Raw genomic sequence first — 17,600 nt, 5'->3', positions numbered from 1 at the left:
GCTCCACGGGTGAAAGACCCCGTGACCCATGCGGGTGACCCCCCCCCCCGCCGTCACCAGCACCGGCGCCTTTTCGATCGCGGTGCGCACCCGTTCGGCGCTGGCCGAACCCGCATAAATGCCAAGGAAATTCGGGGAACTCTCGTCGAGCAGACTCTTCCCCCACATCAACGTGGCGTGCGGCACCACGTCGGCCGCCAGCAACGCCTCGAGCTCTTTGATGGCTTGCAGGCGGTGAACCAGCAGGTCGGCGAGCACGGTCAACTGGTGATCGCCGAGGAGTTCGGTGGCGGCCTCGGTGAACAGCGACAGCGCGCGGGGGCTGGTGCCGCCGGTGTAGCGGGGCAGGGGTGCGTCGGGCGGTTCGGTGGGGAAGCGGGCCACGTCGGTGGACACCAGGATGTAGCCCGGTCGCTTCTGTTCGCGCACCTCTGACAGCACCCGGTCGATCTCTCTGCATGCCGTCGCCGGCATGAGATTGGCCTGGGCGCAAGTGATTTCGCGGCTGATCCGGAAGAAGTGCTCGAAGTCTCCGTCGCCCAGCGAATGGTGCAGCGCCCGCCTGGTGCCCTGTGCGTCTTTCGAGGGACCACCCACGATGTGCACCACCGGCACGTGTTCGGCATAGCTGCCCGCGATCGCGTTGGCCGCCGAGAGCTCACCGACACCGAATGTCGTTACCACGGCCGACATTCCGCGTAGCCGCCCGTACCCATCGGCGGCGTATCCGGCGTTGAGCTCGTTGGCGCTGCCGACCCACCGAATGGTCGGGTGCGCGACGATGTGATCCAAGAATTCCAGGTTGTAGTCGCCGGGCACGCCGAAGATCTCGGAGACGCCGAGCTCGGCGAGGCGGTCCAACAGGTAGTCACCGACGGTGTAGACGGGATCAGTCACGAAGACGACGGTACCCCTGGTCCAAACGCCTACCGGCCGGACGCCGATTGGCCTATCGTGCGGGCCATGGCAATCAAAGAATCCCGCGAGATCGTCATCGAAGCCAGCCCCGAGGAGATTCTGGACGTCATCGCAGACTTCGAAGCGATGCCCGAATGGTCGGGACCGCACCAGAGCGCGGAAGTGCTGGAGACCGGCGGCGACGGGCGGCCCAGCCAGGTGAAGATGAAGGTCAAGACCGCGGGCATCACCGACGAACAGGTGGTGGCCTATACGTGGAGCGGCAACGAGGTGAGCTGGACGCTGGTGAGTTCGGCCCAGCAGAAGTCGCAGGACGGCAAGTACGTTCTGGTTCCCAAGGGTGACGACCAGACGCTGGTCAAGTTCGAGGTCACCGTGGATCCGAACGTTCCATTACCCGGCTTCGTGCTCAAGCGCGCGGTCAAGGGGACCATGGATTCGGCCACCCAGGAGCTGCGCAAGCGCGTGCTCCAGGTCAAGAAGGGCAAGTAGCCGCCCGTGGCCGGCGGGCCCCTGGCCGGGGTGCGGGTGATCGAGCTCGGCGGCATCGGACCGGGGCCGCACGCGGGGATGATGCTCGCCGACCTGGGCGCCGACGTGGTGCGGGTGCGCCGGCCCGGCGTGGCGATCGCAAGCGCGGCGAAGCCGGGCGAAGCGGGTCGCCACCAAACAGGCGGCCTCACGATGCCGCCCGAGGACCGCGACCTGCTGCACCGCGGGAAGCGGATCGTCGACCTCGACGTCAAGGCGCAGCCCCAGGCGCTGCTCGAGTTGGCCGCCAAGGCCGACGTGCTGCTCGACTGCTTCCGGCCCGGCACCTGCGAGCGACTCGGCATCGGTCCCGACGACTGCGCGGCGGTCAATCCGCGGCTGATCTTCGCGCGGATCACCGGCTGGGGGCAGCAGGGCCCGGTAGCCCAGACGGCGGGCCACGACATCAACTATCTGTCGCAGACCGGCGCGCTGTCGGCGCTGGGCTACCGGGATCGGCCGCCGATGCCGCCGCTGAACCTGGTCGCCGACTTCGGTGGCGGTTCGATGTTGGTGCTCCTGGGCATCGCCGTCGCGCTGTACGAGCGGGAACGCTCGGGCAAGGGCCAGGTCGTGGACGCCGCGATGGTGGATGGCGTCAGCCTGCTCGCCCAGATGATGTGGACGATGAAGGCGACCGGTTCGCTGCGCGACGAACGTGAATCGTTTCTGCTCGACGGCGGCGCCCCGTTCTATCGCTGCTACGAGACCTCCGACGGCAAGTACATGGCGGTCGGCGCCATCGAGCCGCAATTCTTCGCGGCGCTGCTGAGCGGGCTCGGCTTGTCGCCCGACGAGGTGCCCGGCCAGCTTGACATCGCTTCGTACCAAAGGATGTACGACGTCTTCGCGGAGCGGTTCGCCGGTCGCACCCGCGCGGAGTGGACGAAGATTTTCGCGGGCACCGATGCGTGCGTCACCCCGGTGTTGACCTGGAGCGAAGCCGCCACGAACGACCATTTGAACGCGCGGGCGACGGTGATCACCGCCCATGGCGTCGAGCAGGCCGCACCCGCGCCGCGTTTCTCCAGAACGCCGGCCGGTCCGGTCGGGCCGCCGCCGGCAACGACGACACCGCTCACCGAAATCGGCTGGTAAGTAGAGATTTCGGCGAACGCCATCCGCGCGTAGGGCCGTGGGGTTAAGTTGATTCCAGTGGCCGTAAAAGCATCACGGGAATTTGTCGTAGACGCGCCGCCAGAAGTGGTCATGGACGCGCTGACAGATGTCGGCGTCCTGTCCTCATGGTCGCCGCTGCACAAACACATCGAGGTGATCGACCGTTATCCCGACGGTCGGCCCCACCACGTCAAGACCAAGATCAAGATTTTCGGGCTCGTCGACAAAGAGCTCCTCGAGTATCACTGGGGCCCCGACTGGGTTGTCTACGACGTCAAAGGGACCGCCCAGCAGCATGGCCAGCACATCGAGTACAACCTCAAGCCCGAGGGACTCGACAAGACGCGCGTGCGTTTCGACATCACCGTCGAACCGGCCGGACCCATTCCGGCGTTCGTCGTCAAGCGGGCCACCGAAAAGGTGCTCGACGCCTCGGTGAAGGGGCTGAGCGACCTCGTCATGGGCGGCGGGGCGCCCGATCAGCCGACCTAGTCGTCGCAGTGGCCGTACAAGCATCGTCGGAAATCGTCATTGACGCGCCCCCGGGCGTCATCATGGACGCGCTCGCCGACATGGACACCGTGCCGTCGTGGTCCGCGGTGCACAAGAAGGTCGAAGTGATCGACAGTTATCCCGACGGGCGGCCCTGCCACGTCAAGGTCACGATCAGGGTGATGGGCATTTTCGACACCCAGTTCCTGGAGTACCACTGGGGCCCGGACTGGATGGTGTGGGACGCCAAAAAGACCATCCACCAACACGGCCAGCACGGGGAGTACAACCTGACCCGCGAGAGCGACGACCAGACGCGCGTGCGATTCGGCATCACCGTCGAGCCATCGGCGCCCTTGCCGGAGTTCGTGATCAACCGGGCCCGCAAGAAGATCCTGCACGCCGCGCTGGAGGGGCTGCGCAAGCGGGTGATGCAGGGCTAGCTACCGGCCTGGTTCCCGCAACGCGGCCAGTCGCCGGATCGCCTCGTCGAGGGTGTCGTCGCGTTTGCAGAAGGTGAAGCGCACCAGGTGATTCCACACGTCCGCATGCGGCGCCGCCGGATCGCAAAACGCCGACATCGGGATGGCGGCCACGCCGACCTTTTCCGGTAGCGCCGCGCAGAACGCGGTGCTGTCGTCGTACCCGAGCGGGCGCGGGTCGGCGCACAGGAAGTAGGTGCCGTCGCTGTCGTGCACCTCAAAGCCGATGTCGGTCAGCCCGGCGGCGAGCCGATCCCGCCTGGCCTGCAACGAGCGGCGCAGCCCGGCCACCCAGGCGTCCTCGGTGTCCAGCGCCAGAGCCACCGCGGGCTGGAACGGCGCGCCGCCGACGTAGCTCAGGTACTGTTTGGCCGCGCGCACGCCGGCAATGAGTTGCGCTGGCCCGCAAGCCCATCCGATCTTCCACCCGGTGCAGTTGAACATCTTGGCGGCGCTGGAGATGGTGATCGTGCGCTCGGCCATGCCGTCGAAGCCGGCCAGGGGCAGATGCTTCCTGCCGTTGGGACCGTCAAACACCAGGTGCTCGTATACCTCGTCGGTGATCACCAGTAGGTCGGCCGCCACCGCGATCCGGGCGATGGCCGCCAGATCCGCCGCGCTCAACACCGTGCCGGTCGGGTTGTGCGGCGAGTTGACGATCAGCGCTCGGGTCCGCGGCGTCACCGCGCGCCGCAGCGCGTCGGCGTCCAGGGCGAAGCCGCGCCCATCGGGGACGAGCGGCACCGCCACCCGATGCGCGCAGGCCATCGCGACCACCGGCGAATAGGAGTCGTAGAAGGGTTCGATGAGGACCACTTCGGAGCCCGGCTCGACCAGCCCGATCACCGCCGCGGCGATGGCCTCGGTGGCACCGACCGTCACCAGCACCTCGGTGTCGGGGTCGTAGTCCACACCGAAGTGCCGCCGGCGGTGCGCGGCGATGGCCTGGCGCAGCGGCGCGATGCCTATCCCGGGCGGGTACTGGTTGGCCCCCGCGGCGATGGCGTCCTGCGCGGCCTTGAGCAACGCCGGGGGTCCGTCCTCGTCGGGAAAACCCTGGCCGAGGTTGACCGCGCCGATCCGCGCGGCCAGGGCCGACATCTCCGCGAACACCGTCGTCGCGTACGGCCGCAGCCGCGACACCGTCATGGGTTTCGAGCTTAAGGCCGCCTGACCGGCCTCGGGTGCGAAGCTGGCCGCACAGTCGGCGCCGAGGGTGCGGCCGGCCGCACATTCGGGCGTCTGACCTGCGCAGTCCGCCCAACCAACAGGTTGGCCGGGGCCCCTGTTAGGGTGCTGGTATACGGATCCGAACCCCCATTTGTGAAGAGGAAGCCGACATGTCCGAAGAAGCCTTCGTCTACGAGGCCATCCGCACCCCGCGTGGCAAGCAGAAGAACGGGTCGTTGACCGAGGTCAAGCCCTTGAACCTGGTCGTCGGGCTGATCGAGGAGCTACGCAAGCGCAACCCCGACCTCGACGAGAACCTGATCAGCGACGTCATCCTCGGCTGCGTGTCGCCGGTCGGCGACCAGGGCGGCGACATCGCCCGCACCGCGGTGATCGCGTCCGGCATGCCCGACACCGTCGGCGGCGTGCAGCTCAACCGTTTCTGTGCCTCCGGGCTGGAAGCCGTCAACACCGCGGCCCAAAAGGTCCGCTCCGGCTGGGACGACATGGTGCTCGCCGGTGGCGTCGAGTCGATGAGCCGCGTACCGATGGGCTCCGACGGCGGCGCGATGATGGCCGACCCCGCCACCTCCTACGACGCCTACATCGTCCCGCAGGGCATCGGCGCGGACCTGATCGCCACCATCGAGGGCTTCTCCCGCGACGACGTGGACGCCTACGCCCTGCGCTCGCAGGAGCTCGCGGCCGCGGCGTGGTCGGGCGGCTACTTCGCCAAGTCGGTGGTTCCGGTCCGCGACCAGAACGGCCTGCTGATCCTCGACCACGATGAGCACATGCGGCCCGACACCACGATGGAGGGCCTGGCCAAGCTGAAGCCCGCCTTCGAGGGGCTGGCCGCGATGGCCGGCTTCGACGACGTGGCGCTGCAGAAGTACCACTGGGTCGAGAAGATCAACCACGTCCACACCGGCGGCAACAGCTCGGGCATCGTCGACGGCGCCGCGCTGGTCATGATCGGCTCGGAGGCCGCCGGCAAGTCGCAGGGCCTGACGCCCCGCGCGCGCGTCGTCGCGACCGCCACCACCGGTTCCGACCCGACGATCATGCTGACCGGCCCGACGCCGGCCACCCAGAAGGCGCTCGACCGGGCCGGCCTGACCGTCGAGGACATCGACCTGTTCGAGCTGAACGAGGCGTTCGCGTCGGTCGTCCTGAAGTTCCAGAAGGACCTGCACATCCCCGACGAGAAGCTCAACGTCAACGGCGGCGCCATCGCGATGGGTCACCCGCTGGGCGCCACCGGCGCGATGATCCTGGGCACCATGGTCGACGAGCTGGAGCGCCGCAACGCCCGTCGTGCGCTGATCACGTTGTGCATCGGTGGCGGCATGGGCGTCGCGACGATCATTGAGAGGGTTTAAGACCATGGTAGAGAACACCATTCGGTGGGACAAGGACGCCGACGGCATCGTCACCCTGACCCTGGACGACCCGACCGGGTCGGCCAACGTCATGAACGAGCACTACAAGGAGTCCATGCACAAGGCCGTCGAACGCCTTGTCGCCGAGAAGGATTCGATCACCGGCGTGGTGATCACCAGCGGCAAGAAGACTTTCTTCGCCGGTGGTGACCTGAAGAGCATGATCACCGCGGGCCCGGAGAACGCCGGCGAGGTCTTCGCCGAGGTCGAGGACATCAAGCGCGACCTGCGCGCGCTGGAGACCCTGGGCAAGCCGGTGGTCGCCGCCATCAACGGCGCGGCGCTGGGCGGCGGCCTGGAGATCGCGCTGGCCTGCCACCACCGCATCGTCGCCGACGTCAAGGGGGTCCAGATAGGGCTGCCCGAGGTCACGCTGGGTCTGCTGCCCGGTGGCGGCGGCGTCACCCGCACGGTGCGGATGCTGGGCATCCAGAACGCGTTCGTCAATGTGCTCAGCCAGGGCACCCGGTTCAAGCCGGCCGCGGCCAAGGACAACGGCCTGGTCGACGAAATCGTTTCCAGCGTCGACGAACTGGTTCCCGCCGCCAAGGCGTGGATCAAAGCCAACCCCGAGGCCCACACCCAGCCGTGGGATGTCAAGGGCTACAAGATCCCCGGCGGAACCCCGAGCAGCCCGGCGCTGGCGGCGGTCCTGCCGTCGTTCCCGTCGCTGCTGCGCAAGCAACTCAAGGGCGCGCCGATGCCGGCGCCGCGGGCCATCCTGGCCGCGGCCGTCGAGGGCACCCAGGTGGACTTCGACACCGCCACCCGCATCGAGAGCCGCTACTTCACCGAACTGGTCACCGGCCAGGTCGCCAAGAACATGATCCAGGCGTTCTTCTTCGACCTGCAGACCATCAACGGCGGCGGCTCGCGCCCCGACGGCATCGGCAAGACCCCGATCAACAAGATCGGGGTGCTGGGCGCGGGGATGATGGGCGCCGGCATCGCCTACGTCTCGGCCAAGGCCGGGTTCGACGTGGTGCTCAAGGACGTCAGCATCGAGGCCGCTCAGAAGGGCAAGGGCTACTCCGAGAAGCTGGAGGCCAAGGCGCTGGAGCGCGGCAAGACGACCAAGGAGCGCTCCGAGGCGCTCCTGGCCCACATCACGCCGACGGCCGACGCGTCGGACTTCGCCGGCGTCGACTTCGTGATCGAGGCCGTGTTCGAGAGCCAGGACCTCAAGCACCAGGTGTTTCAGGAGATCGAGGACATCGTCGAGCCCAACGCCGTGCTGGGGTCCAACACCTCGACGCTGCCGATCACCGGCCTGGCGACCGGCGTCAAGCGGCAGGAGGATTTCATCGGGATCCACTTCTTCTCGCCGGTCGACAAGATGCCGCTGGTCGAAGTCATCAAGGGCGAGAAGACATCCGACGAGGCGCTGGCTCGCGTGTTCGACTACACGCTCGCCATCGGCAAGACGCCGATCGTCGTCAACGACAGCCGCGGCTTCTTCACCTCCCGCGTCATCGGCACCTTCGTCAACGAGGCGCTGGCCATGCTGGGCGAGGGCGTCGAACCGGCCAGCGTCGAGCACGCCGGGTCGCAGGCCGGGTATCCGGCGCCGCCGCTGCAGCTGTCCGACGAGCTCAACCTGGAGCTGATGCACAAGATCGCGGTCGCCACCCGCAAGGGCGTCGAGGACGCCGGAGGCACGTATGAGCCGCACCCGGCGGAAGCCGTCGTCGAGAAGATGATCGAGATCGGCCGGTCCGGGCGGCTCAAGGGCGCGGGCTTCTACGAGTACGTCGACGGCAAGCGGACCGGCCTGTGGCCGGGTCTGCGGGAGACGTTCAAGTCGGGCTCGTCGGAGCCGCCGCTGCAGGACATGATCGACCGGATGCTGTTCGCCGAGGCGCTGGAAACGCAGAAGTGCCTCGACGAGGGCGTTTTGACGTCGACCGCCGACGCCAACATCGGATCCATCATGGGCATCGGCTTCCCGCCGTGGACCGGTGGGAGCGCGCAGTTCATCGTCGGCTACTCGGGTCCATTGGGGACCGGCAAGGACGCGTTCGTGGCGCGCGCCAAGGAGCTGGCCGCCAAGTACGGCGACCGGTTCAACCCGCCGGCCTCGCTCACTTAGGTCCGGCCACCAGACGCAAAATCGCGTAACGCGGGCCCGCCGCGCGCGATTTTGCGTCTGCTCGCGGTCAGAGGGCGGCGGCGATGCGGCGCCATTGCTCGCGCGGGAATTCCGTCGGGTCGGCCGTCAGGACCTGGACGCAGACATGGTCCGCGCCGGCCGCGCGATGCTCGACCACCCTGCGCAGGACGGCCCCCTCGTCGCCCCACGCGATGATCGCGTCGAAGAGCCGATCGCTCACCTGCGCCAGATCGTCCTCGGAGAATCCGCTGCGCAGCAGGTTATTGGCGTAGTTCGGCAGCGCCAGATACGCCCGCAGCCAATCGGTTCCGATGCGGCGTGCCTCGTCGGCGCTGTCACTGAGGATTACGGTCTGCTCCGGCAGCAGCAACGGGCCGTCGCCCAAAACCGCACGCGCAGAAGCGGTGTGCTCGGGGGTGACCAGGTAGGGGTGGGCCCCGCGGGCGCGGGTCGCGGACAGCTCCAGCATCTTCGGGCCCAGCGCGGCCAGTACCCGCGCTTCGGCGGGCACCGGTCGCGGCGCGGCGTCCAGCCCGTCCAGGAACGACGCCGTCGCCGCCAGCGGCTTGCGGTACCGCCCGGGCCGGCCGGCGTTGATCAGCGGCGCGTGGCTGACCCCGATGCCCAGCAGGAAGCGGTCGCCGTGCTCGGCGGTCAGGGCGTCATACGAGGCGGCGACGTCGCCCGCGTCGTGCATCCACAGGTTGAGGATGCCCGTGGCGATCACGGTCTGCTTGGTCGCCGCGAGCAGGTGGCCCACCGCGTCGAAAACCGGCCCGCCTACGTCGGGAATCCAGAGCGCGCGGAATCCCAGTGCATCCAATTCCGCTGCTGCATCGGCTGATTCGGCCGGATCGCCGTAGCGCAGCTGGCTGCTCCAAATTCCGACACCGGCAAGATCCATCGGCGATCCTTTCTTCCGTGTCACACCTCGCTGTAGTCGGGCACCGGCATCGAGTCGTGCATCCGCACACCCTTGGTGTTCAGCCTCGACAAACTCCGGGAGAGCGAGGCCGGCATCAGTGAGATTAGCTGTAGCCCGCGGGTCAGCGCCCAGACTCCCGCCCGGGAGCCGGGGATGATGGTGCGGGCCGCCCCGCGTGCGAAGGCCCGGCTGAGGTGGACGGCCTCGCGCATCTGCAGTTCGTAGGCGGCGAACGCGCGCAGGTGATCGCCGTCCGCCCGGGCGAGTTCGCCGGCCAGCACGTAGGCCCCGAGGACGGCGAGGCTGGTGCTGCCGCCGACCGCGGGACCGGGGCAGTAGCCGGCGTCACCGACGAGGGTGACCCGCCGGCGCGACCAGATGTTCATGCTCAGTTGACTGATCGCGTCGAAGTAGAACGCCGGCGCCCGGTCGATTTCCTCCAGCCAGCCGTCCACCCGGGGATCCATGCCCGCATACGCGCCGCGCAGTATCTCCTTCTGCCGCAACGAATCTCGGTGGTTGTATTCGAGCTCGGATTTGCTGCGGAACATGAACACCACCCGGGCGTCATCCAGGTGCTCCGCGGTGTAGATCGCCGCGAGCCGGCCGACCCCGACGTGGCCGACCATCTCGTTGGGCACGGCCAGCGACTTGGGTGCCGACACCACCGCCAGGTAGCCGCCGAGGAATCGGGTCAGGCTGTCTTCCTCGCCGAACGTCAGGCGCCGGACATTGGAATGCAGCCCGTCGGCGCCGACGATGACGTCGAATCTTCGCGCCGGGGAGTGCTCGAACGTCACGTCGCCGTCGTGGTCGATGGCCGCGATGGAGTCGCCGAAGAGGTACTCCACGTGATCACTGGCGGCGTCGTAATAGATCTCGCTGAGATCATCGCGCATGATCTCGACGTGGCGGTCCGAGGCGACGCCGACGAGCTTGGTGATGTCGACCTCGGTTGCTCGCGGCCGGCCTTCCCGATACATGGTCATGCGATCGGTTCCGGTGGCGAGCGCCTCGATGCGCGGCAGGACACCCATCTTCGCGGAGATCTCCATTGCCGGACGGAACAAGTCGACGGCGTGGCCGCCGGTCTTGCGCAGCTTCGGCGCGCGCTCGACGACGGTGACCTCGAAGCCGTGGCGGGCCAGCCAGTACGCCAGCACCGGCCCGGCGATGCTGGCACCGGAGATCAAAACCCGCATGGCGACCTCCCGCTGATTTAGCGTTCGGTAAGCCTAACGGCCGGTGCGAGGAGCTAGTTCTGGTCCTGGGCGTTCTGGGTGAAGATGTCGCCCGAGGTCTGGCCGTTGTCGTTGACGAAATTGGTGTCGTCGGTGGCAAACGGCGCGGTGGCCGACGGGCCGGACGCGAAAACGGTTGCGGTGCCGGTCGGCTGCGCGGCGCCGAACACCGCGAGCGTCGCGGCGGTCGCGGCTCCCGCGAAGATCAGTTGCGCCGCGCCGATTCGCCGGCGCCGGGATGGATTGATTTGGTGCCCGAGGTCTGTCATGCATTCTGTTTAGGGGTTGGTCGTCAGCGGCGGCTGGGGCTGAGCTATCGATCCGCTATGAGCTCTTCCGGTCCCGGCGGTGGTCGATGGATGCCCGGCGCGCGTGTCACGCCCCCGGATCGTCGGGCAGGATGCGCGGTAGGCCGAAACTCGACAGCACCGCAACATCAAACCGGACCACTTCGCTGATGAGGCCACCGGTGACGGTCAGTACGATGATTCCGATCGGGCGCCACGCGCCCGCGGTCGTATCGGCGACGTACGCAGCGAATGCAGGCTGACGATTGGCGCGGGTGTGGATCACGCGCAGCCTTCGTCCCGGCGGCGGAGTGATCGCCGCGAAGAAACGCCCGGCCGCGGCTCGGCCCTGGTATTCGAACGGCATCGGTGGCATTTTGACCCAGGCGTCCTCGCTGAGCATCGCCACGATCCCGGGCACGTCATGCGCGGTGAATGCCTCGACGAATCGTTGGACTATGCGCTGTTCTTCGGCCGAGCCGGCAGCCGGCGCGGTGCCGCGCTGCTTGTCGAGTTCGGCGTTGGCCCGCAACGTCGCACGGGCTCGTTTCAGCGCGCTGGTAACGGAATCCTCGGTGGTGTCGAGGATGTACGCCGCCTCACCGGCGCGATAGCCGAGGACGTCGCGCAGGATCAGCACAGCGCGCTGCAGGGGCGGTAGCAGCTGGAGCGCGGTGATGAACGCCAGCGAGATCGCTTCGCGCGTCGCGGCCACGGCGTCGGGGCCCGGCGCGTCGTCGGGGAGTTCGTCAAGCAAAACGTCGGGATAGGGCTGAAGCCAGGTCACTTCGCTGATTCGTGACGGCTCCGGGGGTTCCACGCCCGCGACGGTCCTCACCGCAACCGGCCGTCGGGCGCCCGCACGCAGCGCGTCGAGACTACGGTTCGTCGCCACCCGGTACAACCAGGTGCGCAACGCCGCGCGCCCCTCGAAACCCCCGAGCCCTTGCCATGCGGACAGCAAGGTTTCCTGAACCGCGTCCTCGGCGTCTTGGATCGAACCGAGGATCCGGTAGCAGTGGACGTGCAGTTCACGGCGGTAAGGCGCGACCAGCGATTCGAATGCCGTCGCGTCACCAGTTCGCGCCCGGGCCAGCAGACCCTCCGCCACATCCTCACCATCGCAATCACTCTCGCACCGGTTCATCCCTTGCCCTCCGCAGTCCGACATCACCTCGAAGGTAAGACGTCGCGTGGCGCCCGAATTGGGCGGTGCAGCACCGCCCAATTTTGGGCTGCCGCAACGACTACACAAACGACCGCAACAGTACGAACGAAGGGATCGATCGATGGCCGAGTTCATCTTCACCTATCGGATGCCGCAGAACTACGCGATGGGCGATGCGGACACCATGCGGGCGTGGCAGGCGTGGTTCGCCGGGATCGGCGACGAGCTGATCGACATGGGCAAACCCGTCCGGGCGGCCGATACGGTCGGAAGCTGCGGTGAGGGGACGTGGCTGGGCGGCTTCTCGATCGTCCGCGCCGACAGCGCCGAGCAGGCCCGAGAAATCGCCGAGCGGTGCCCCGGACTGGTGTCCGGCGGCGGGGTCGAAGTCGGCTCGCTCGTCGAGATTCCCTGAACCAGAGAGGGGCACGTCCTTCATGTACGAAATCAGACACCGGATCGGAATTCGCGCGCCGATGCGCGAGGTGCTCTCGGCCGTCAGTGCACCCGAAGGCATCAGCAAATGGTGGAGCCGTGACGTCCGCGGGATGGCCGACGACCACTTCGCGGTTTACTTCGGCGGGCCCGAGCCGTCGGCAGTAATGCGGGTGGACTGTGACTCGCACGCTTGCACATGGACGTGCCTGCAGGGGCCGGCGGAATGGACGGACACGCTCATCGTGTTCGACCTCCGCCGCGACGGCGACGAGACCGTCGTCGTCTTCACGCACGCCGGGTGGCGCGAACCCGTGGAGTTTATGCACCACTGCAGCACGAGGTGGGGGCAGTTTCTCCTCAGCCTGAAATCGACCCTGGAAGGCGGGCCTTCAACGCGCTGGCCCGACGATGTCGCAGTCAGTTCGTGGCGCTGAACGGAAGCCGTGTCGTTTCGGTTCGCATCGTCGCCGGGCTGGGCCTGATTGCCCGGCTCCTCCTGGCGGCGCTTCACGCCGTGCATCGTCGCCGGGCTAAAGTCCCTTGCTATGCGCTTTGGTCTCTTCATTCCGCAGGGCTGGCGAATGGATCTGGTCGGCATCGAAACCGACAAACACTGGGCGGTGATGCGCGACCTGGCCGCCTATGCTGACGGCAGCGCATGGGACTCCTTGTGGGTGTACGACCACTTCCACACCGTCCCGATGCCGACGGGCGAAGCCACCCACGAGGCGTGGTCACTGATGGCCGCCTACGCGGCGACCACGTCGAGGATCAAACTCGGCCAGATGTGCACTGCGATGAGCTACCGCAATCCGGTGTACCTGGCCAAGGTCGCCGCGACCGCCGACATCATCTCCGGCGGCCGGATCCAGATGGGCATCGGCGGCGGCTGGTACGAACACGAGTGGCGCGCTTACGGTTACGGCTTCCCCTCGGCCAAGGTGCGGTTGGGGCGGCTGGACGAAGGCGTACAGATCATGCGCGACGCCTGGCGTGACGGCAAAGTCAGTTTCGCCGGCGAGCACTACCAGGTCGATGGCGCGATCGTCGCACCGAAGCCGTTGCAGGACAACGGGATCCCGATGTGGATCGCCGGCGGTGGCGAGAAGGTGACCTTGCGCATCGCCGCGAAATACGCGCAGTACACCAATTTCACGCCCGAGCCCGAGGCGTTCGCGCACAAGTCGGAGGTGCTGGCCCAGCATTGCCGCGAGGTGGGCACCGACTTCGAGGCGATCGTGCGTTCGGCGAACTTCACCGCCCTCCTCGGCACGTCGGACGATGATGTCAAGGACCGGCTGAAGCGGGTACGCGATCGCATGGTCGGCTCCGTGCCCGAGGCGGTGGCCGACGCGATGATCGCCGGCGGCAGCGGGCCGGATTCGGCCACCGGCACACCGGAGCAGGTGATCGAGCGGATCGCGAAGATCCGCGACCTCGGCTGCGAATACGCCATCTGCTACTTCCCGGATGCCGCCTACGACCGTTCGGGCATCGAGTTGTTTGAACGGGAAGTCATTCCCGCATTCAGCTAGGAGCGAGTCGCGACCGGCGGCTAGATGTCGGTGGTGTTGTAGCGCGTCTTGACCGGCGGCGCGGCCAGCAGCGGAGGCAGCTCCGTCAGTTTCCCCTCGCCGGCCCGGAAGGCGCGATACGCCTCGTCGTGCTCAACGCTTTGCCAGAGTTCGTAGATCAGCCAGTGCGCCTCGTCGTCCTCGTCGACGAGCACGTCGGTTCCGAGGTTGCCCGCAAACGCGCGGGTGTCTTTGAGCGCCCTTGCCATCACCTCGCGCGCCGCTTGCACCGCGTCGGGCTTCAGCCTGAGTTCGAGTGTCACCGTCACCGGCATGGTGGTCTCCTCACGTCGCACCGATGCTCGCCAAGATAGCTCGGGCGGCCCAGGCGGCGGGGACCCGCATGCGACGAGAATGAGGTTTCCACTTTTCGGAAACCTGTTATACGGTTTAGTGAGCAATATTCTTTTGCCCACCGTGGACGCTCCTGGAGGACCCCTCGATGCAGAAGGCACTCGCCCCCGAAATCTCCACCTGGCCCGACGAGAACCCACAGCTCATCGGGAGTCGCTGCGGCAACTGCGGTGCCACGACCTTCCCGGTGCAGCAGTGGTGCCCGCGCTGTAGCGGCGGCGAGATGACGGAGTTGTTGTTGCCGCGCCGCGGAACCCTGGTCGCGTGGACCACCCAGGGTTTCCCGCCCGGGGCGCCCTTCGCGGGTCCGACCGGAAAGGACTTCGTACCGTTCGGCGTCGGCCTGGTCCAGCTCGGCGACATCATCCGGGTCGAGGGACGGCTGACCGAAAACGACCCGGCCAAGCTCCAGTTCGGTCAGGAGGTCGAGCTGACCATGGTGCCGTTGACCACCGACGCCGACGGCGCCGAGGTCATGACGTTCGCCTTCCAGCCCGTCTAGAAAGGAGCCTCAGATGACGAACGACGTTGCGATCATCGGCGTGGGCCTGCATCCCTTCGGCAGGTTCGACAAGACCGCAATGCAAATGGGGGCCGAGGCCATTCAGGCCGCGCTGACCGACGCCGGTGTGGACTGGAAGGACATCCAGTTCGGCTTCGGCGGCAGCCACGAGGTCTCCAACCCCGACGCGGTGACCCGCCTGGTCGGGCTGACCGGGATCACGTTCACCAACGTGTTCAACGCGTGCGCCACCGCCGCGAGCGCCATTCAGCAGACCGCCGACACCATCCGGCTGGGCAAATACGACATTGGCATCGCGATCGGCCTGGACAAGCACCCGCGCGGCGCGTTCACCGACGACCCCGCCAAGCTGGCGCTGCCGCAGTGGTACGCCCAGAACGGGCAGTTCGTCACCACGAAATTCTTCGGCATGAAGGCCAACAAGTACCTGCACGACCACAACATCTCCCAGGCCACGCTGGCCAAGGTCGCCGCCAAGAACTTCCGCAACGGCGCGCTGAATCCGAATGCGTTCCGCCGCAAGCCGATCCCCGAGGAGGAGATCCTCAACTCGGTCGTGCTCAACTACCCGCTGACCCAGTACATGTTCTGCGCGCCCGACGAGGGCGCCGCCGCGGTGATCATGTGTCGGGCGGACCTGGCCCACAAGTACACCGACAAGCCGGTCTATGTGCGTGCCTGCGAGATCCGGACCCGGCGGTACGGCGCCTACGAGGTGCACGCCACCTTCGCCCCGCCGGACGAGGACGTCTCGCCGACGGTATACGCGGCCAAGGCCGCCTACGAGGCGGCGGGCATCGGGCCCGAGGACGTCGACGTCGCCCAGCTGCAGGACACCGATGCCGGCAACGAGGTCATCCACATGGCCGAGACCGGTCTGTGCGCCGACGGCGAGCAGGAGAAGCTGGTGGCCGACGGCGCCACCGAAATCCACGGCTCGATGCCGGTCAACACCGACGGCGGCCTGATCGCCAACGGCGAGCCGATCGGCGCGTCGGGCCTGCGGCAGATGCACGAGCTGGTGCGCCAGCTGCGCGGCGAGGCGGGGGAGCGCCAGGTGCCGGGCAACCCGCGCGTTGGCCTGGCTCAGGTGTACGGCGCGCCGGGCACCGCGTCGGCGACGATTCTGTCGCTCTAGTTCCTACGCCGAGCCGCGGACACCTCTCGCGCTAGATTGCCGGGCCCAGTAGGTCGTCCGCGTCGCGGATGACGTAGCCGTAGCCCTGCTCGGCCAGGAAGCGCTGGCGGTGCGCGGCGTACTCGGCGTCCAGGCTGTCGCGGGCCACCACGGAATAGAAGATGGCGCCGCCGCCGTCGGCCTTGGGCCGCAGCAGCCGGCCAAGCCGCTGCGCCTCCTCCTGGCGCGAACCGAAGGTGCCCGAAACCTGCACCGCCACAGAGGCTTCCGGCAGGTCGATGGAGAAGTTAGCGACCTTGGACACCACCAGCGTCGACACCTCGCCGCGGCGGAACGCGTCGAACAGCGCCTCGCGTTCCTTGGTCCGGGTGGATCCCTGGATCACCGGGGCGTTGAGTTCGGCGCCGAGCTCCTCGAGCTGATCCAGATACGCGCCGATCACCAGGGTCTGCTCGCCGGGATGCTTGTCCAGGATCGATTTGACCACCGCGATCTTGGTGTGCACCGTCGAGCACAACCGGTACCGCTCTTCGGGTTCGGCCGTGGCATAGGTCATCCGCTCGCTGTCGGTCATGGTGACCCGCACCTCGACGCACTCGGCGGGCGCGATCCAGCCCTGCGCCTCGATGTCCTTCCAGGGCGCGTCGTAGCGCTTCGGCCCGATCAACGAAAAGACGTCGCCCTCGCGGCCGTCCTCGCGGATCAACGTGGCCGTCAGGCCCAGCCGCCGCTTGGACTGCAGGTCGGCGGTCATCCGGAACACCGGCGCCGGCAGCAGGTGCACCTCGTCGTAGATGATCAGCCCCCAGTCGCGGGTGTCGAAGAGCTCCAGATGCCGGTATTCACCCTTGGTGCGCCGGGTGATCATCTGGTACGTCGAGATGGTGACCGGACGGATTTCCTTGCGTTCGCCCGAATATTCGCCGATCTCGTCCTCGGTCAGCGAGGTCCGCGCGACCAGCTCGCGCTTCCATTGCCGCGCGGCGACGATGTTGGTGACCAGGATCAGCGTCGTCGCACCGGCTTTCGCCATCGCGGCCGCGCCCACCAGCGTCTTGCCGGCGCCGCACGGGAGCACCACCACTCCCGAACCGCCGGCCCAGAACGAGTCCGCGGCCAACTGCTGGTAATCGCGCAGGTGCCAGCCGTCCTGATCCAGGCTGATCGGGTGAGCCTCGCCGTCGACGTAACCCGCGAGATCCTCTGCGGGCCAGCCGATCTTGAGGAGCATCTGCTTGACGCGGCCCCGCTCGCTGTTGTGCACGACGACGATGTCGTCGTCGATCCGGGCGCCCAGCATCGGCGCGATCTTCTTGTTGCGCAGCACCTCTTCGAGCACCGCGCGGTCGAAGCTGACCAACGTCAGGCCGTGCGCCGGGTGCTTGACCAATTGCAGCCGGCCGTAGCGTGCCATGGTGTCTACGATGTCGACCAGCAAAGGCTGGGGCACCGCGTACCTGGAGAAGCTGACCAGCGCGTCGACGACCTGTTCGGCGTCGTGGCCGGCAGCGCGGGCGTTCCACAGCGCCAGCGGTGTGATGCGGTAGGTGTGCACGTGTTCGGGCGCGCGCTCCAGCTCGGCGAACGGCGCGATGGCGGCGCGCGCCTCGCCGGCCAGCTCGTGATCGACCTCGAGCAGCACCGTCTTGTCGGACTGCACGATCAATGGTCCGTCGGTCATAGCACCA

General features: G+C 67.5%; 19 protein-coding genes. 11 read left to right on the top strand and 8 right to left on the bottom strand.

All coding sequences use genetic code 11. From position 1 onward, the window contains the following. A partial coding sequence (locus tag BN4348_RS50400) for a thiamine pyrophosphate-binding protein (protein ID WP_142308820.1) occupies nt 1-897 on the bottom strand: 897 nt, incomplete at its 3' end. Nucleotides 898-963: 66 nt separating this feature from the next. Between BN4348_RS50400 and BN4348_RS50395 the strand changes: the two genes are divergently transcribed. Genes BN4348_RS50395 through BN4348_RS50380 form a run of 4 tightly spaced genes read left to right on the top strand, consistent with a single transcriptional unit; the run spans nt 964 to nt 3,503 of the window. Further along, nucleotides 964-1,410 carry an SRPBCC family protein gene (locus tag BN4348_RS50395; protein ID WP_066915622.1) on the top strand — a complete coding sequence of 149 codons (447 nt, stop codon included), beginning with the start codon at nt 964-966 and terminating at the stop codon, nt 1,408-1,410. Nucleotides 1,411-1,416: 6 nt separating this feature from the next. Further along, nucleotides 1,417-2,547 carry a CaiB/BaiF CoA transferase family protein gene (locus tag BN4348_RS50390; protein WP_066915621.1) on the top strand — a complete coding sequence of 377 codons (1,131 nt, stop codon included), beginning with the start codon at nt 1,417-1,419 and terminating at the stop codon, nt 2,545-2,547. Nucleotides 2,548-2,604: 57 nt separating this feature from the next. Continuing rightward, nucleotides 2,605-3,060, top strand: a complete 456-nt coding sequence (locus tag BN4348_RS50385) for an SRPBCC family protein (RefSeq protein WP_084454410.1) — start codon at nt 2,605-2,607, stop codon at nt 3,058-3,060. 8 nt (nt 3,061-3,068) lie between these two features. Beyond that, a complete protein-coding gene (locus BN4348_RS50380; protein WP_084454409.1) occupies nt 3,069-3,503 on the top strand; it encodes an SRPBCC family protein in 435 nt (144 codons plus the stop codon). On the opposite strand, the gene BN4348_RS50375 is transcribed toward BN4348_RS50380, so the two are convergent. Then, nucleotides 3,504-4,691: a pyridoxal phosphate-dependent aminotransferase gene (locus tag BN4348_RS50375; RefSeq protein ID WP_066915618.1), complete on the bottom strand. Its 1,188-nt coding sequence runs from the start codon at nt 4,689-4,691 to the stop codon at nt 3,504-3,506. Nucleotides 4,692-4,882: 191 nt separating this feature from the next. On the opposite strand from BN4348_RS50375, the gene BN4348_RS50370 reads away from it, so the two are divergent. Both BN4348_RS50370 and BN4348_RS50365 read left to right on the top strand, forming a co-directional pair. Next, complete coding sequence (locus tag BN4348_RS50370; RefSeq protein WP_066915617.1) at nt 4,883-6,094, top strand: acetyl-CoA C-acetyltransferase; 1,212 nt, start codon at nt 4,883-4,885, stop codon at nt 6,092-6,094. A 4-nt stretch (nt 6,095-6,098) separates the two neighbouring features. Then, nucleotides 6,099-8,243: a 3-hydroxyacyl-CoA dehydrogenase NAD-binding domain-containing protein gene (locus BN4348_RS50365; RefSeq protein ID WP_066915616.1), complete on the top strand. Its 2,145-nt coding sequence runs from the start codon at nt 6,099-6,101 to the stop codon at nt 8,241-8,243. Between the two features lie 67 nt (nt 8,244-8,310). Here BN4348_RS50365 and BN4348_RS50360 read toward each other — a convergent pair whose 3' ends face one another. The 4 genes from BN4348_RS50360 to BN4348_RS50345 form a co-directional block, all read right to left on the bottom strand. Then, a complete protein-coding gene (locus BN4348_RS50360; protein ID WP_066915615.1) occupies nt 8,311-9,168 on the bottom strand; it encodes an LLM class F420-dependent oxidoreductase in 858 nt (285 codons plus the stop codon). A 20-nt stretch (nt 9,169-9,188) separates the two neighbouring features. Beyond that, on the bottom strand, nt 9,189-10,391 hold the full coding sequence (locus tag BN4348_RS50355; RefSeq protein ID WP_066915614.1) for an FAD-dependent monooxygenase: 1,203 nt from the start codon (nt 10,389-10,391) through the stop codon (nt 9,189-9,191). Between the two features lie 53 nt (nt 10,392-10,444). After that, nucleotides 10,445-10,699, bottom strand: coding sequence for a hypothetical protein (locus BN4348_RS50350; RefSeq protein ID WP_066915612.1), 255 nt, complete (start codon nt 10,697-10,699; stop codon nt 10,445-10,447). Between the two features lie 106 nt (nt 10,700-10,805). Then, complete coding sequence (locus BN4348_RS50345; RefSeq protein WP_235852794.1) at nt 10,806-12,020, bottom strand: sigma-70 family RNA polymerase sigma factor; 1,215 nt, start codon at nt 12,018-12,020, stop codon at nt 10,806-10,808. Here BN4348_RS50345 and BN4348_RS50340 point away from each other — a divergent pair. The 3 genes from BN4348_RS50340 to BN4348_RS50330 all read left to right on the top strand — a co-directional run bounded on the left by BN4348_RS50340 (nt 12,007) and on the right by BN4348_RS50330 (nt 13,858). Further along, complete coding sequence (locus tag BN4348_RS50340; RefSeq protein WP_066915605.1) at nt 12,007-12,300, top strand: YciI family protein; 294 nt, start codon at nt 12,007-12,009, stop codon at nt 12,298-12,300. The two genes, BN4348_RS50345 and BN4348_RS50340, sit on opposite strands and share 14 nt — an antisense overlap. 22 nt (nt 12,301-12,322) lie before the next feature. After that, nucleotides 12,323-12,757 (top strand): SRPBCC family protein, encoded by a 435-nt coding sequence (locus BN4348_RS50335; protein WP_066915604.1) that lies wholly within the window; start codon nt 12,323-12,325, stop codon nt 12,755-12,757. Nucleotides 12,758-12,868: 111 nt separating this feature from the next. Further along, nucleotides 12,869-13,858, top strand: coding sequence for an LLM class F420-dependent oxidoreductase (locus BN4348_RS50330; RefSeq protein ID WP_066915602.1), 990 nt, complete (start codon nt 12,869-12,871; stop codon nt 13,856-13,858). 20 nt (nt 13,859-13,878) lie between these two features. On the opposite strand, the gene BN4348_RS50325 is transcribed toward BN4348_RS50330, so the two are convergent. Then, the gene (locus BN4348_RS50325; protein WP_066915600.1) at nt 13,879-14,172 is read right to left on the bottom strand and encodes a putative quinol monooxygenase; all 294 of its coding nucleotides are present in this window, start codon (nt 14,170-14,172) and stop codon (nt 13,879-13,881) included. A gap of 167 nt (nt 14,173-14,339) precedes the next feature. Between BN4348_RS50325 and BN4348_RS50320 the strand changes: the two genes are divergently transcribed. Together BN4348_RS50320 and BN4348_RS50315 are read left to right on the top strand one after the other, a co-directional pair. After that, complete coding sequence (locus BN4348_RS50320; protein ID WP_066915598.1) at nt 14,340-14,753, top strand: Zn-ribbon domain-containing OB-fold protein; 414 nt, start codon at nt 14,340-14,342, stop codon at nt 14,751-14,753. Between the two features lie 13 nt (nt 14,754-14,766). Beyond that, nucleotides 14,767-15,912, top strand: a complete 1,146-nt coding sequence (locus tag BN4348_RS50315) for a thiolase family protein (RefSeq protein ID WP_066915597.1) — start codon at nt 14,767-14,769, stop codon at nt 15,910-15,912. A gap of 31 nt (nt 15,913-15,943) precedes the next feature. Here BN4348_RS50315 and BN4348_RS50310 read toward each other — a convergent pair whose 3' ends face one another. Next, a complete protein-coding gene (locus BN4348_RS50310; protein ID WP_066915596.1) occupies nt 15,944-17,593 on the bottom strand; it encodes a DNA repair helicase XPB in 1,650 nt (549 codons plus the stop codon). Nucleotides 17,594-17,600: the final 7 nt, after the last annotated feature.

This window comes from Mycobacterium interjectum, from assembly GCF_900078675.2.
In the GTDB taxonomy this organism is placed as follows: domain Bacteria; phylum Actinomycetota; class Actinomycetes; order Mycobacteriales; family Mycobacteriaceae; genus Mycobacterium; species Mycobacterium interjectum.
The sequence above is the reverse complement of the archived record's forward strand: the minus strand, read 5'-3'. Positions and strand labels throughout refer to the sequence as shown.